Origin of the sequence: Streptomyces sp. NPDC005494 (genome assembly GCF_042872025.1) — a bacterium.
GTDB lineage: Bacteria > Actinomycetota > Actinomycetes > Streptomycetales > Streptomycetaceae > Streptomyces.
On record NZ_JBIAJR010000014.1, the window covers coordinates 104,161 to 117,972 of the forward strand.

The window sequence follows — 13,812 nt, forward strand, 5'->3', positions numbered from 1 at the left end:
GTGACGCTCACCGTGACCGCGCCACCCGCCCCCCGGGCGGACGTGCTGCCGCCCGACCCCGGCGCGGCCACCGCGCTCCACCGCACCTGGCGCAGCCGATGGCCGCTGCTGCCGCTGGTCGCGACCGTCCTGCTGGTGGCCGTCCCCTTCGAGGGCGCCGAGGGCGGTGCCACACTCGGCGCGACGGCGGCCGATCTCCTGTCGGGCGTGGCCGTCCTGGTCTGCGCCGGGCACCTGCTGTTCCTGCGGCGGCGGCCGCTCACCCCGGCCGCGGCGCTCGTGCTGGGCCTGCCCGCCGCGGGTATCGCCCTGGCCACGGTGTGCGCCGCGGACCCGGCGGCGGCCCTGCCGGGCTTCGTACGTCATCTACAGGTCTTCGTCCTGGTACCCGCCGCGGTCCTGCTGCTGGTGCGGGACGCTCGGGACTTCCGGATCCTCACCGGCGCGCTCGTCCTGCTCGCTCTCGTCCAGGGCACGACAGGCATCCACCAGTACGCCACCGGCTCCGGCGCCTCGTACATGGGCGAGGACATCCGCGCGGTCGGCACCTTCGGCCCCGGCGACGTGATGGGCATGGCCACGGTCGTCGGCTACGGGCTGGTCGCGGCGGCGGCGTACGCGCTGCGCACCCCTGCGGGCGTCCCCCGGTGGGTGCGGCCCTGGGCCCCGGTGACCGCCGCGCTGCTCGTCGTCCCGCTCGCGTTGTCCTTCAGCCGGGGCGCCTGGATCGCGACGGCGGCCGGAGCCCTCGTCGTCATCGCGCTGACCGGGTTCCGGCAGGCGGTCCGCGCACTGGCGGTGCTGGGCGCGGCCGGAGTGGTGCTCGTCGGCGGTTTCGGCGTCGGCTCCGAGATGATCTCGCAGCGGCTCACCAGCATCACCCAGGTGGCGAGTGCGCCGGACCGGTCGGTCAACGACCGCTACACGATGTGGGCTGCGGCCGAGGGCATGTGGCGCGAGCATCCGGCCGCCGGGGTCGGCCTCAAGGGCTTCCCCGCACACCGGGACGCGCACGCCTCGATCGGGCTCTCCGCGGGGAGCGACACGGCGGGGGCCGGCCAGGAGTTCCGAAGGCAGCCGCTGCTCTCCCCGCACAACATGTACCTGCTGGTGCTCAGCGAGCAGGGGCTGATCGGTCTCACCGCGCTGGCCGGGTCGTGGGCGGCCCTCCTGGCCGCAGGCGTACACCGACTGCTGTCGGCTCGGAAGCGGGGATCCGCCGCCGTCGACTGCGGTCTCGCCGCGGTCGGCCTGATGACCTGGCAGACCGTCGACTTCCTGTACGCGGACATCGGCGGCCCTTCCACCGTGCTCACCGGGATCGTGCTCGGCCTGGCCGCGTGGTGGGCGCTCGCCGAGCCGGAGAGGACGGCCGCGGCGTGAGCGGCACCGCCGCGGGTACGGCCGCGGAGGCGAGGGCCACCACACCGCCCACGCCTGACACCCCGGCAGGTCCCGGGCGCTTTCTGGCCCGGGCGGCGGGCGGCGCGGCGGGGCTGACCGTCGTCGCGGCCCTGCTGGGTCTCGTCCGGGACCAGGCCGTCGCCCGGCTCTTCGGCGCCAGTCACGCCAGTGACGCCTTCCTGATCGCCTGGACCGTGCCGGAGATGGCGGCCACGCTGCTGATCGAGGACGGCATGGCGCTGCTGCTCGTGCCCGCGTTCAGCCTGGCGTTGACCCGGCGCGCCTCCGGCGGGCAGGCGCAGGACCCCGTACGCGCCCTGGTGGCGGCGACCCTGCCCCGGCTGTCCGCCGCGCTGGCCTGCGCAGGCGCCCTGCTGGTCTGGGGCGCCCCCTGGGCCGTCGCCGTCCTGGCCCCCGGGCTGGACGATCCCCGGCTCGCCGTGGACTGCACCCGCCTGACGGCCGTCACGGTCCTGACGTTCGGCGTCACGGGTTACTTCAGCGCGGCCCTGCGGGCGCACGGCCGTTTCCTGGCTCCCGCCGGGGTCTACATCGCGTACAACGCCGGCATCATCGGGATGACCCTGGCGCTGCACTCCGTGTGGGGTGTGCGCGCCGCCGCCGCCGGGGTGGCGGTGGGCAGCCTGCTCATGATCCTGACCCTGCTGCCCACGTTCGTACGGCTGGTGCCCGCCGCGCGCGGACGGAAGGGCCGGAAGGAACGCCGGGTGCACGGCCCGGCCCTGCTCGGCGCGACGGTACTGGCGCCGGTCGTCCTGTTCGTGCTGAGCCGTCAGTCGCAGGTGCTCGTCGAGCGGTTCCTCGCCTCGTCCCTGCCGGACGGGGCGATCTCCCACCTCAACTACGCGCAGAAGGTCGCGCAGCTGCCGATGGTGCTGTCGATGATGATCTGCACCGTCACCTTCCCCGTCGTCGCACGGGCCATGGCTTCCGGTGACCGGGAAGGCGCACGTCAACGGGTCGAACGCGACCTCGCGCTGGCGGGCACCGTGGTTCTGCTGGGCACCGCCGTGGTGTTCGGATGCGCGCCGCAGATCATCGAGGTCCTGTTCCAACGGGGCGCCTTCGACGCGGCGGACACGACCGCCACAGCGGGAGTCATGCGCGTCTACGCGCTCGGTCTGCTCGGCCACACGCTGGTCGGCGCCCTGTGCCGGCCGTTCTTCTCGACGGGCAGACCCACCTGGTACCCGCTCGGCGCGATGGGCGCGGGCCTCGTGGTGACCACCGGTGCGGGGGCGGTCCTGACCGCTCCGTTCGGAGTGGCCGGCATCGCCGCCGCCAACGCGGCGGGCATCAGCACGGCGGCCCTGGCGATGCTCCTGGGGCTCCGTGCGCGGGCGGTGGCGGTCCGGACCGGGACGGTCGCCCTCTCCCTGGTCCGTCCGGCGGTGTCGGCGACGGCTGCGGCAGCGGCCGGGCTCTCGGCCGCCGGCCTCGTACCGGGAGCCCTGCCCGGCCTGGTGGCCGGCTGTCTCGTCGTCCCCCTCGCGTTCCTCCTCACCTCCCTCGTCCTCAGAGCCCCCGAAGCCCTGCATCTGCTGGCCCTCGTCCGACAGAGGTTCCCCCATGGCCGCTGACACCTCGCCGCCCTTCGCACGCACGCTCCCCCGACGGTCCCAGCCGTGGATCCTCACCTATCACTCGGTGAGCGATCCGGCGGACGATCCGTACGGCATCACCGTCTCCGCACGCCGCCTGGACGAGCAGCTGACCTGGCTGCGACGCCGGGGGCTGACCGGGGTGGGCGTCTCTGCCCTGCTGCGCGACCGGGCCGCCGGCGGGCGCGGTCTGGTCGGGCTGACCTTCGACGACGGGTACGCCGACTTCCTCGACGAGGCGTTCCCCGTTCTGCTCGCGCACGGCTGCACCGCCACCGTGTTCGTCCTGCCGGGCCGGCCGGGCGGCTCCAACACCTGGGATCCGCTGGGCCCTCGCAAACCGCTGCTGACCGAGGAGGGAATCCGCACGGTCGCCGCCGCCGGCATGGAGGTGGGCTCCCACGGCCTGCTCCACCGGGACCTGACGGAGCTGTCCGACGACGAGCTGCGCGGGGAGACGCTGGGCAGCCGGGAAGCGCTGGCCCGTATCACCGGGGAGGCCCCGGCGGGCTTCTGCTATCCGTACGGCACGGCCGACCGGCGGGTCCTCGGCGCGGTGCGGGACGCGGGATACGCGTACGGCTGCGCCCTCGTCCCCGGAACCCTGACGGGACCACTCGCCCTCGCGCGCACCCACGTCAGCCACGCGGACCGGGGGGCCCGGCTGCGGGCCAAGGAGGTGCGGCACCGGCTGCGGTACCGCTCCGCCGCCCCCGCCGGGGCGGGTGAAGCCGGGTGAGGGCGCTGCATGTCATCACCGGTCTCGGTGTCGGCGGGGCGGAGCAGCAGCTGCGGCTGCTGGTGCGTCATCTGCCGGTGCGCTGCGACGTCGTGACGCTCACCAACCCGGGTGCCGTCGCGGAGGGGCTGCGCGCCGACGGCGTCCGTGTCCTGCATCTGGGGATGCGGAGCAACCGTGACCTCGCCGCCGTGCCCAGGCTCGCCCGGCTCATCCGCAGTGGCTCGTACGACCTCGTGCACACGCACCTGTACCGGGCGTGCGTCTACGGCCGGATCGCCGCGCGGCTCGCCGGCACCCCTGTGGTGTCGACGGAACACTCGCTGGGGCACGCGGAGATCGAGGGCCGCCCGCTGACCCGCGGCACCAAGGAGCTGTATCTGCGCACCGAGCGGCTCGGCGCGGCGACGGTAGCCGTGTCCGAGACGGTCGCCGCCCGGCTCCGCGACTGGGGGGTGCCCTCCGCCCGCATCCACACCGTGCCCAACGGCGTCGACGTGGCCGCGTTCCGCTTCGACGCCGGCCTGCGCCGTGCCACCCGCGCGCTGCTGGGGATCCCCGAGGGTGCCTTCGTGGCCGGCGGTGTGGGCAGGCTCGTACCCGGCAAGCGCTTCGACGTGGCGCTGCGCGCCGTCGCGGCCCTGCCGGGCGCTTGGCTCGTACTGGCGGGGGACGGCCCGGAAGCCGGGCCGCTGCGGGCGCTCGCCGCGCGGCTGGGCGTGGAGGCCCGCGTCCGGTTCCTCGGGGAGTGCGGCACCGCGGGCACGGCCCCGGGTGTCCCCGCCGTGCTCGGCGCGGTGGACGCGTTCGTCTCGGCGTCCCGTGAGGAGTCCTTCGGGCTGGCCGCGGTCGAGGCGCTGGCCTCCGGGCTGCCCGTGGTCCACGCGGCCTGTCCGGCCATCGAGGACCTGCCGGGCCCGGTGCCGGGGACGATCCGTATCGGGTCCTCCTCCGGGGAACCCACGGGCGAACTGACAGCCGCGCTGAGGCGTCTGCGGGCGGGCGGCACCCGTCGGCTGCCTCCGCCGCCCGACCTCGACCACTACGACATCAGGCTCAGCAGCCGGCGCCTCATGGACGTCTACGCACAGGCCACCGCCCCCGTCACCACGACCGAGAGAGCACACCCATGACCGATTCGCCCGCGCAGGAGCCGGCCGTCCCCGGACGGTTCCGCAGGCTCCGCCCCGCATTCGTACGGCCCAGTTGGTGGCCCCTGCCCGCGTGTGTCCTGCTCGGGGCCGCGTGCGGATTCTCGTACGGAATGCTCGCCGCACCCGAGTACGCGGCCACCGGTTACGCCATGGTCACCGCGGGGAAGGACGTCGACCCGGCCGCGGCACTGGGGTACGCGCAGTCCTACGGCCGCCTCGCGACCAGCGACGCCACCCTCGGCTACGCCAAGGGGGCGGCCGGTGAGCCGGTACGCGAGCTGCGCACGCACGTGCTGTCCGAGACCTCCCCCGACTCACCCATGATCTCGATCACCGGTACGTCGCAGGACCCGGACCGGGCCGCGGACATCGCCAACGCGGTGACCGAGGCCATGGTCGTCAGCAGCGGGCACGTCGCGAAGGAGACCGGCGTGAAGCTGGTCAAGTTCTCCCACGCGGTGCCGCCCGGCGATCCCGTCTCCCCGTCCGTTCCGCTGGGCACCGCGGTGGGGGCGAGCGCGGGCGGACTGGCCGGCGGGCTGGTCCTGCTCGTGCGGCCCCGGGCCGGCCGCCGGGACGTCACCGCCCAGGTGCCGGGCCCCGCCCAGGGCGGCACGGCCGCCACCCCGGCCGGAGAACGGGAGCTCGCACGATGAGAGCGGACCTCCGTGGACGGCTCACCGTCACCCTCTGCCGGGATCTTCCGGAGTTCACCGGCCTCGCCGACGAGTGGGACGCGCTGCACCGCCGCTGCCCTACCGCCACACCGTTCCAGAGCCATGCGTGGCTGCACTCGTGGTGGCTCTCCTACGGGACCCCCGGCAGGCTCCGGGTCGTCCTGGCACGCCGCAACGGACGGCTGATCGGCGCGGCCCCGCTGATGCTCGCGCACCGGCCCATGCCGCTGCTGGTGCCGATGGGCGGTGCGATCTCCGACTACTTCGACATCCTGGTGGACGGCGAGGACCCGCACGGCGCGGTCACGGCTCTGGAACGCGGGCTCCACCGCGCCGCCACGCACACGGTCCTCGACCTGCGCGAGGTGAGGCCCGGCTCCTCGGCGCACCTGCTGGCAGACGCCTGGTCCGGCGCGCGGAGCAGCCTCACCGACTCGACCTGCCTGGAGCTGCCCGCCGAACCCATCGACCTCCTCATCGGGCGGATGCCCGGGCCACGCGCACAGCGGGCGCGGGCCAAGCTGCGCAAGATCGACAAGATGGGGATCGAGTGCCACGAGGTGCCCGTCCACCGGGTGGCGGTCGCGATCGGCAACCTGCTGAGGCTGCACGAACTCCAGTGGACGGGCCGGGGGGTCAACGCGGAGCATCTGCGGTCCCGTTTCAGCGCCCATCTGGTGCGTTCCACCCGCAGGATGGTCCGCGACGGCGAGGCCGCCCTCAAGGAGTTCGTGCTCGACGGGCAGGTGGTGGCCGCCGATCTGACGCTGCGGTCCTCGCAGCTGACGGGCGGATACCTGTACGGCGCCGATCCCGGGCTCAGGCAGCGGGTGGACGTCTCCTCGATGCTCATGCGCGAGCTGGCACGCGAGGCGGCCGGCCCGGCGCGGGGAACCCTGAGTCTGCTGCGCGGTTCGGAGCAGTACAAGGGCCACTGGGCTCCCGTGCCCGTGCCCAACCAGCGGCTGCTGCTGGCACGTTCCTCGCTCGAACCGGTGCTGCGGATGCGTGAGGCGCAGGTGGCCGCACGGGACCGGGCGGCCCGGAGTGTGAAGGCCCGCTTCCCGTCGGCGCGGGACTGGCGCGGTGTGCTGCGCGAGCTCCCGTCGGCCGGGCGCGCGTGGGTCGGGTGGAGTTGATCCTAGATGATGACTTTTGCGGTGATCCGTTACCGTCTGCGGACTTACGCGTTCTCAGAGCACAACGGTCGCCTTCCCGGCGACCCGTCACCCCTTCTCAAGGAGAACTGATGTCGCGTATCTCGAAGGTGGCCGCCGTCGTCGCCGGAACCGGTGCCCTCATGGCCGGCGGTGCGGGCATGGCCACCGCCGACTCCGGGGCGGGGGCCGTCGCGGCCCACTCCCCCGGCGTCCTTTCGGGCAACGTCGTCCAGGTGCCCGTGCACGTCCCGGTCAACGTCTGCGGCAACACCGTGAACGTGATCGCGCTGCTGAACCCGGCGTTCGGCAACACGTGCGCGAACGTCTCGGACAGCCACGAGGACAAGGGTGAGTACGGCTACGGCCACTGATCTCCTGACAGGTCCCTCAGGGCCTCCGCTCTCCGCCTCGCGGCGCAGAGGGGAGGCCCTGAGCCGTCCTGAGGGATAGGGCGGCTCAGACGTAGCGGTAGAACCTGGTGTGGTCCATGAGCCGTGAGGGGGCCACGTCCCAGGGTGGCATCGGACGGTCGTAGGCGAACACCCTGTCCCGCTGCGGGTCGTCGGCCGGGAGCGCGCGGGCCGGGAGGTAGCGGGAGCGTGGGTGCGCCTTCTGCCAGCGCGCCCAGAGCAGGTCGATGAAGGCGTGGTGCAGCCAGAAGACCGGGTCGTCCGGCGAGGCCGCGCCCGCCATCGAACCGCCGATCCAGCGGTGCACCTGGTTGTGGTTGGCCACCCCGCGGCCGCCTGTGAGGCCCCAGCCCTCGATCCTGTTCCGGAAGCCGGTGGTGCTGACGCTGTTCCACGGCGCGGTGTCGTAGACGGGGTCGCGCAGGGCGCGGTCGACGTCCGCCTGGCGGGGCAGGGTGACCGGGGCGGAGGGCCGGCCGAAGTCGCGCCGCAGGAAGGGGTCGTCGGTGACCCCGGCGCGGATGCGCCAGTTCCCCTGCCGGTAGGCGAAGGCCCCGGTCAGGACCTGCCGGTCACCCGGCCTGCCGTTGCCGCCGAGGAAGTCGTCGGCCCAGAGTGAGGCGCCCGCCGTGTTGTCCCGGGTCCAGTCCCAGTAGGGAACCGACACCCTGGGATCGACGGCCCGGAGCGCCTTCTCGAACTCCAGCAGGTACTGGCGGTGCCAGGGGAAGAAGGACGGGGTCATGTGGGCGGGCCGCGGCCTGCTCTCGGCGTCGGTCACGTAGTACTGGCGGTGCAGGCCGACGAACTCGTCGTAGCGTCCGGAGCGTTTGAGCTCCAGGATCGCGTCGATCAGGCGCTTCTTCTCGGTGCGCGTGAGATCGCGCTGGTTCTTGCGGTTGTACACCCGTGCGCCTCCTCGGGGTTCAGATGGTGTGCGGGGGCACGGCCGACACCTGGGCGGTGCCGAGCGCGTCGACCGCCGCGCGGGCCGTCTCGAGGAGCGTCGGGAACGACTCGTAGTGGTTGACGGCGCTGAGGTAGCTGCCGTCGGCCCGTCGCATCACGTGCAGGGGCCGCCCGTCGATGCGGACGTCCAGATGCTCCGGGTGATCGGCAGCCGTCGCCGATCGGGCCTCCCCCGGGTGCGGCCGCGTCCCGGCGTACGCCTGTGCTCCCGCGTAGGGCTGTGCGCCCGCCGGGACGACGGTGGTGGCCGTGCCGCGGATGTCGCGGCCCTTGTACAGCTCGGAGAAGCGCTCCGGCCCCACGGCGTCGCGTTCCCCGGGCCGGGACGGGCCGCCGGGCTTCCCGAGAAGGACCGGGGCGAGCGCGCCGCCGGTCGCCACGACGACGGCCGCGGTGAACGCGGTGCGCAGGACGGCGCGGCGGGCCGGGCCGGTGGCCCGGACCGGCTCGCCGTCCGCGCCGGTGGTCGGGTTCATGATGGTGTACCTGCCTCTCGTCCGCACGTGCGAGATGTCTCGCTCTTGAGGGGCAACGAAACGGAACGCGAACGGTTCTCATCCGTTGGGCCTCACGCGACCGTGGGAATTCACGGCGGGGCACGGCCGTGTCGGCCGTCGGGCGCCGCGCACCGGGACAGCATGGCCGTCCGAGCTCCCGGAGGTAGTGCATGAACGCGCCGACACAGGCACCCGCGGACCGCGTGAGGAGAGGGGCCCCAGCCGATCCGGCGGATCCCGGGTTCTGGCGTCTGCCCCGTTCCGAGCGGCTGGCGGTGTTCGCCGGGCTGCGGGAACTCGACGCGCCGGTCCGCTTCACTCCCCGCACGGGCGCGGGGGCGCCGTTCTACGCGCTGGTGAAGCACGCGGACGTGCGCGCTGCCAGCAGGCAGCCGCAGGTCTTCGCCAGCGCCCCCGGCGTCACCACTCCGGAGCCGGCGCGCTGGGCCAAGGCGGTCTTCGGCAACTCCATGGTCAACATGGACGGTGCCGAGCACGCGGCCCTTCGCAGGACGATCTCCCGGGCCTTCACCCCGAGACTGCTCGCCGCGGCGGAGGAGAACATCGCCGCTGTCGCCCGGCGGCTGGTGGACGAGATGGTGGCCGAGGGCTCCGGTGACTTCATGCGCTCGGCGGGCGCCCGCATGCCGTTCGAGGTCATCTGCGACCTGATGGGCGTACCGGGGCGGCGCCGGGCCCGGATCGCCTCGCGCGTCGACCGGACGTCCGAGTACGTCGGGGTCCAGCGCAGGGGGCGGGCGAGGCTGCGGGTGCCGGGGCGCGGGCTGCGTTCCCTGGCCCGTATGCAGTACGACATGGCGGCCGTCGCCCGCGAGCGGCGCCGTGTTCCGGCGGACGACGTGATCTCGGCACTCGTCCGCGCGGATGTCGGCGGCGAGGCCCTGTCCGCGCGTCAGCTCGGCGCGTTCTTCTCGCTGCTGCTCGTGGCCGGTGTGGAGACGACCAGGAACGCGATCGCCCACGGGCTGCTGCTGCTGACCGGGCATCCGGAGCAGCGTGCTCTTCTGGAGGCGGACTTCGACCGCTACGCCGACGGCGCTGTCGAGGAGATCGTCCGGCACTCGACGCCGATCATCCAGTTCCGCCGGACGGTGGTCGCCGAGTGCGACCTGGGCGGCCGTACCTTCGTGCCCGGGGACAAGGTCGTACTCCTCTACGCGTCCGCGAACCGGGACGCCTCGGTCTTCGAGGATCCCGACGCCTTCGACATCACCCGGTCGCCCAATCCGCACCTCGGATACGGTGGCGGAGGCCCTCACCACTGCCTGGGGGCGCACCTGGCGAAGCTGGAGATGAAGGCTCTCTTCCGGGAAATGCTGACCCGGGGGCCGGGATTCCGTGCCGTGGGCGAACCGGGCCTGGTCGACTCGAGTTTCGACAATCGCGTCGGCTCGCTCCCCTTCTCCTTCGAATTCCTTCACCCGAACGGTCCGCACTGATTCCGCGCGTGTCGCGAATGGACTATTCGCGGGCTCTTCCACCGCCCATAGGTGAATCTCTCTCCTTAAGGTCGGAAGCGTCGCACACCGGCCGCAACCCAAGGAGGAGCCGTGCCCGCACAGCGCCGTCTCATCAATTTCGGCATCGGGGCTGCCGCGCTCGGCCTTCTCGTCGGCGGCGCGGTCCTCACGGACCCTGACGGCGAAGGCGCCCAGTCCGGAAAGGGGTCCGCACCCGTTCCGCCCGGCACCGGCGGGACGACGGCCGTCGGCGCCTATCTGGACTACGGCCCCCAGGGCGTCCAGCGGATGCAGGAGCTGTCACGCTGGCTCGACGGTACGGAGCTGCGGGTCGGGCACAGCTATCTGCCGGGCGACCTGTGGGAGAACATCGAGGGCCGCCCCGGGTTCCTCGCCGCGTGGGCCGCGTGGCGCAAGGGCGCCGACGACCGGATGTTCGTCCTCAACACGCCGATGCTGGAACGCAACGAGGAGCGCGTCCCCGACGGCGAGGTGCGGACTCTCCTGCGTGCGGGCGCCGCGGGGCAGTTCGACGAGCACTTCCGCCGGCTGGCCGAGCGGCTGGTCCTGCTGGGGGTCCCGGACACGGTGATCGTTCTCGGCTGGGAGATGAACGGCACGACCTACACACACCGGTGCGGTCCCGATCCGGTGGCGTGGAAGGCGTACTGGAAGCGCATCGTCGCCGCCATGCGGTCCGTGCCCGGCCAGGAGTTCCGCTTCGACTTCGCGCCGAGCCGAGGGCGGGACGCCGTGCCCTGGACCGAGTGCTACCCGGGTGACGACGTGGTGGACATCATCGGCATGGACTCCTACGACCAGCCGCCCGCGCTGACGTTCGACGACCAGGTGAACGAACCGTACGGCCTGCAGAAGCAGGTGGACTTCGCGGCGGAGCACGGCAAGCCGATCTCGTTCCCCGAGTGGGGACTGTTCCGGAACGGCGACAACCCCGAGTACATGCGCCGCATGCTGGAGTGGATCGACCGCCACGATCCGCTCTACCAGACGATCACGGACTACTGCCCGCACGGAGTGTGGCAGTGCTCCGAGAATCCCGAGTCCTCCCGGGTGTTCCGCGAGATGCTGAGCGGGCTGCCGAACGCCGAGCCCTCGGTGCCCGCGCCCGACCCGAGCCCGACGCCCAAGCCCGACAAGCCCCTGCCGACTCCCAGCGTGCCCGCGCCGGACACCAACGGGACCGGGTGGTGCGTGACAGTGCCGCTGAGCGACTGGTTCGGGCAGTGGCTGACCGACCGCGAGTTCTGCGTACGCGGCTGAGCCCCGCCCCGGACCTCGCCGCCTCCTCGGTCTCGGATCGGCCGAGGAGGCGGCGGAGGCGCGTCCGGGCCGCCCCCGGATCGTGCGGGGCGACACCCGATTCGCCGGGCCTTGCCCGGAGCGGTTCGTCGAGCCTCGGTACGACGCGTCGCTTCCCGATCACGCGGGCGTCTTCGATACTGGGTGGCGTACGAGCTGAGTCACGAGGATCGGAAGCACGCTGACCGCCGGTCAGCACGACCCGCCGGCGCTCTCCCCAGGAGGAACCGTTGCGCATGCTCATCAACGTGCCGGAGACCGTCGTCGCCGACGGACTCCGCGGAATGGCCGCCGCCCACCCCGAACTGGTCGTGGACCCCGAGAACCGACTCGTCGTCCGGCGTGACGCGCCGGTGCCCGGAAAGGTGGGACTGGTCTCGGGTGGAGGCTCCGGGCACGAACCGCTCCACGCGGGGTTCGTCGGGCCGGGCATGCTGTCCGCCGCGTGCCCCGGCGAGATCTTCACCTCGCCGGTGCCCGACCAGATGGTGCGTGCCGCCGCCGCGGTCGACAGCGGCGCGGGGGTGCTGTTCGTCGTGAAGAACTACACCGGCGACGTGCTGAACTTCGACATGGCGGCGGAGCTCGCCGAGGACGAGGGTGTCCAGGTCGCCCGGGTCCTGATCGACGACGACGTGGCGGTGGCCGACAGCACGTTCACAGCCGGACGGCGGGGCACCGGAGCGACCCTCTTCGTCGAGAAGATCGCCGGCGCACTGGCCGAGGAGGGAGCACCGCTGGAGCAGGTGGAGTCCGTGGCGCGCAGGGTGAACGATTCCTCGCGGAGCTTCGGGGTCGCGCTCAGCTCCGTCACCACACCCGCGAAGGGCACGCCGACCTTCGATCTTCCCTCGGGCGAGCTGGAGTTGGGCATCGGCATCCATGGCGAACCCGGGCGGGAGCGTCGCCCGATGATGACCTCCGGGGAGATCGCCGACTTCGCCGTCCACGCGGTGCTCGAGGATCTGCGCCCCAGCGGTCCCGTGCTGGTCCTCGTCAACGGAATGGGCGCGACACCCTTGCTGGAGCTGTACGGGTTCAATGCCGAGGTGCAGCGGGTGCTGTCCGAGCGGGGCGTGTCGGTGGCTCGTACCCTGGTCGGGAACTACGTGACGTCGCTCGACATGGCGGGCTGCTCGGTGACCCTCTGTCAGGTGGACGAGGAGATGCTGCGTCTGTGGGACGCGCCGGTGCAGACCCCCGCGCTCCGCTGGGGCCGGTGAAGGGGGTCCGGCCCACTGTGAGCAACCACCTTGTGAGGAACAGGAGTTCTTGTGCTCGACACTGCTTTCTTCCGCCGCTGGATGACTGCCACCGCGGCAGCCGTCGACCGTGAGGCGGACCGGCTGACCGAGCTCGACGCCGCGATCGGGGACGCCGATCACGGAAGCAACATGCGCCGTGGCTTCGGCGCGGTGGCCGACGTACTGGAGAAGGAGGAACCCGCCGCACCGGGCGCCGTGCTGACGCTGGCGGGGCGGCAGCTGATCTCCACGGTCGGCGGCGCGTCCGGGCCCTTGTACGGGACCCTGCTGCGCCACACGGGCAAGAGGCTGGGCGACGAGCGGGAGGTGACCCTCCCCCAGCTGGCCGAGGCGCTCGCGGCAGGCGTCGCGGCGGTGGCGCAGCTCGGCGGAGCGCAGGCCGGGGACAAGACGATGCTCGACGCTCTGCTCCCGGCTGTCGAGGTGCTGGGGTCGTCGTTCGGGGAGGCCAAGGACGCGGCTCTGGCGGGAGCCCTGGCCACGGTTCCGCTGCGGGCACGCAAGGGCAGGGCCAGCTACCTCGGCGAGCGCAGCATCGGGCACCAGGATCCGGGGGCCGCCTCGGCCGCCCTGCTGGTCGGGGCGCTGGCCGAGGCCGGGGAGCCGAGCGGTGGGGGCGCAGCATGAGCGACGAGAAGCAGGTCGGGATCGTGCTGGTCTCGCACAGCGCGCCCGTGGCGGCGGCCGTGGCAGAGCTGGCGAAGGGGCTGGCGGCCGGCGGGGCGACCGCACCGGTGGCGGCGGCGGGCGGTACCTCGGCCGGCGGCCTGGGGACGAGTACGGAGCTGATCGCCGAGGCGGCCAGGGCGGTCGACCGGGGCGCGGGGGTGGCGTTGCTCGTCGACCTCGGGAGTGCGGTGCTGACGGTGAAGTCCATGCTGGCGGACGGCACTGAACTGCCCCCCGGGGCACGACTGGTGGACGCCCCCTTCGTCGAGGGAGCGGTCGCCGCCCTGGTGACGGCGTCGGCGGGGGGCGATCTGGACACCGTCGAGGCGGCGGCCACGGACGCGTACGGGTACCGGAAGGCCTGAGCCGTCGCAGCAGGGGGTCCCCTCCTCCGGGCGGCCGGGTCAGGACACAGGGGTACGGGAACGATGCGGGGCGAGGGGCG

Annotated in this window: 14 protein-coding genes; 12 read left to right on the plus strand and 2 right to left on the minus strand. The window is 73.1% G+C overall.

All coding sequences use genetic code 11. The features are described from left to right. The 7 genes from ACFYQ6_RS32055 (at position 1) to ACFYQ6_RS32085 (ending at position 7,127) form a co-directional block, all read left to right on the plus strand. Complete coding sequence (locus ACFYQ6_RS32055) at positions 1-1,383, plus strand: O-antigen ligase family protein (RefSeq protein ID WP_388766353.1); 1,383 nt, start codon at positions 1-3, stop codon at positions 1,381-1,383. Further along, the gene (locus tag ACFYQ6_RS32060) at positions 1,380-3,005 is read left to right on the plus strand and encodes a lipid II flippase MurJ (RefSeq protein ID WP_361582146.1); all 1,626 of its coding nucleotides are present in this window, start codon (positions 1,380-1,382) and stop codon (positions 3,003-3,005) included. The genes ACFYQ6_RS32055 and ACFYQ6_RS32060 overlap by 4 nt, the downstream gene beginning before the upstream one ends. Next, a complete protein-coding gene (locus ACFYQ6_RS32065) occupies positions 2,995-3,765 on the plus strand; it encodes a polysaccharide deacetylase family protein (RefSeq protein WP_361582148.1) in 771 nt (256 codons plus the stop codon). The genes ACFYQ6_RS32060 and ACFYQ6_RS32065 overlap by 11 nt, the downstream gene beginning before the upstream one ends. Then, positions 3,762-4,898 (plus strand): glycosyltransferase, encoded by a 1,137-nt coding sequence (locus ACFYQ6_RS32070; RefSeq protein WP_361582151.1) that lies wholly within the window; start codon positions 3,762-3,764, stop codon positions 4,896-4,898. Before ACFYQ6_RS32065 ends, ACFYQ6_RS32070 begins: the two co-directional genes overlap by 4 nt. Further along, a complete protein-coding gene (locus ACFYQ6_RS32075; RefSeq protein ID WP_388766356.1) occupies positions 4,895-5,575 on the plus strand; it encodes a YveK family protein in 681 nt (226 codons plus the stop codon). Before ACFYQ6_RS32070 ends, ACFYQ6_RS32075 begins: the two co-directional genes overlap by 4 nt. Beyond that, the gene (locus tag ACFYQ6_RS32080) at positions 5,572-6,735 is read left to right on the plus strand and encodes a GNAT family N-acetyltransferase (protein WP_388766359.1); all 1,164 of its coding nucleotides are present in this window, start codon (positions 5,572-5,574) and stop codon (positions 6,733-6,735) included. Before ACFYQ6_RS32075 ends, ACFYQ6_RS32080 begins: the two co-directional genes overlap by 4 nt. Before the next feature lie 110 nt (positions 6,736-6,845). Continuing rightward, complete coding sequence (locus tag ACFYQ6_RS32085) at positions 6,846-7,127, plus strand: chaplin (protein WP_388766361.1); 282 nt, start codon at positions 6,846-6,848, stop codon at positions 7,125-7,127. A gap of 85 nt (positions 7,128-7,212) precedes the next feature. On the opposite strand, the gene ACFYQ6_RS32090 is transcribed toward ACFYQ6_RS32085, so the two are convergent. Together ACFYQ6_RS32090 and ACFYQ6_RS32095 are read right to left on the minus strand one after the other, a co-directional pair. Then, positions 7,213-8,073, minus strand: coding sequence for a tyrosinase family protein (locus ACFYQ6_RS32090; RefSeq protein WP_361582161.1), 861 nt, complete (start codon positions 8,071-8,073; stop codon positions 7,213-7,215). A gap of 19 nt (positions 8,074-8,092) precedes the next feature. Beyond that, on the minus strand, positions 8,093-8,611 hold the full coding sequence (locus tag ACFYQ6_RS32095) for a tyrosinase family oxidase copper chaperone (protein ID WP_361582164.1): 519 nt from the start codon (positions 8,609-8,611) through the stop codon (positions 8,093-8,095). 191 nt (positions 8,612-8,802) lie between these two features. Between ACFYQ6_RS32095 and ACFYQ6_RS32100 the strand changes: the two genes are divergently transcribed. The 5 genes from ACFYQ6_RS32100 to ACFYQ6_RS32120 all read left to right on the plus strand — a co-directional run bounded on the left by ACFYQ6_RS32100 (position 8,803) and on the right by ACFYQ6_RS32120 (position 13,732). After that, complete coding sequence (locus ACFYQ6_RS32100) at positions 8,803-10,092, plus strand: cytochrome P450 (RefSeq protein WP_388766364.1); 1,290 nt, start codon at positions 8,803-8,805, stop codon at positions 10,090-10,092. A 111-nt stretch (positions 10,093-10,203) separates the two neighbouring features. Beyond that, positions 10,204-11,394 (plus strand): glycoside hydrolase family 26 protein, encoded by a 1,191-nt coding sequence (locus ACFYQ6_RS32105; protein WP_388766367.1) that lies wholly within the window; start codon positions 10,204-10,206, stop codon positions 11,392-11,394. Between the two features lie 269 nt (positions 11,395-11,663). Beyond that, positions 11,664-12,656, plus strand: a complete 993-nt coding sequence (dhaK, locus tag ACFYQ6_RS32110; protein WP_388766369.1) for a dihydroxyacetone kinase subunit DhaK — start codon at positions 11,664-11,666, stop codon at positions 12,654-12,656. A 51-nt stretch (positions 12,657-12,707) separates the two neighbouring features. Next, complete coding sequence (gene dhaL, locus ACFYQ6_RS32115) at positions 12,708-13,325, plus strand: dihydroxyacetone kinase subunit DhaL (RefSeq protein ID WP_361582175.1); 618 nt, start codon at positions 12,708-12,710, stop codon at positions 13,323-13,325. Further along, entirely contained in the window at positions 13,322-13,732 is a 411-nt protein-coding gene (locus tag ACFYQ6_RS32120; protein WP_388766372.1) for a PTS-dependent dihydroxyacetone kinase phosphotransferase subunit DhaM, read from the plus strand. Before dhaL ends, ACFYQ6_RS32120 begins: the two co-directional genes overlap by 4 nt. Positions 13,733-13,812: the final 80 nt, after the last annotated feature.

What these genes read in the sequence shown, in the direction of transcription:
- ACFYQ6_RS32085 (WP_388766361.1), top strand. Translation starts at nt 6,846, where the DNA reads ATGTCGCGTATCTCGAAGGTGGCCGCCGTCGTCGCCGGAACCGGTGCC.
- ACFYQ6_RS32095 (WP_361582164.1), bottom strand. Translation starts at nt 8,611, where the DNA reads ATGAACCCGACCACCGGCGCGGACGGCGAGCCGGTCCGGGCCACCGGC.
- ACFYQ6_RS32065 (WP_361582148.1), top strand. Translation starts at nt 2,995, where the DNA reads ATGGCCGCTGACACCTCGCCGCCCTTCGCACGCACGCTCCCCCGACGG.
- ACFYQ6_RS32075 (WP_388766356.1), top strand. Translation starts at nt 4,895, where the DNA reads ATGACCGATTCGCCCGCGCAGGAGCCGGCCGTCCCCGGACGGTTCCGC.
- ACFYQ6_RS32080 (WP_388766359.1), top strand. Translation starts at nt 5,572, where the DNA reads ATGAGAGCGGACCTCCGTGGACGGCTCACCGTCACCCTCTGCCGGGAT.
- ACFYQ6_RS32100 (WP_388766364.1), top strand. Translation starts at nt 8,803, where the DNA reads ATGAACGCGCCGACACAGGCACCCGCGGACCGCGTGAGGAGAGGGGCC.
- ACFYQ6_RS32120 (WP_388766372.1), top strand. Translation starts at nt 13,322, where the DNA reads ATGAGCGACGAGAAGCAGGTCGGGATCGTGCTGGTCTCGCACAGCGCG.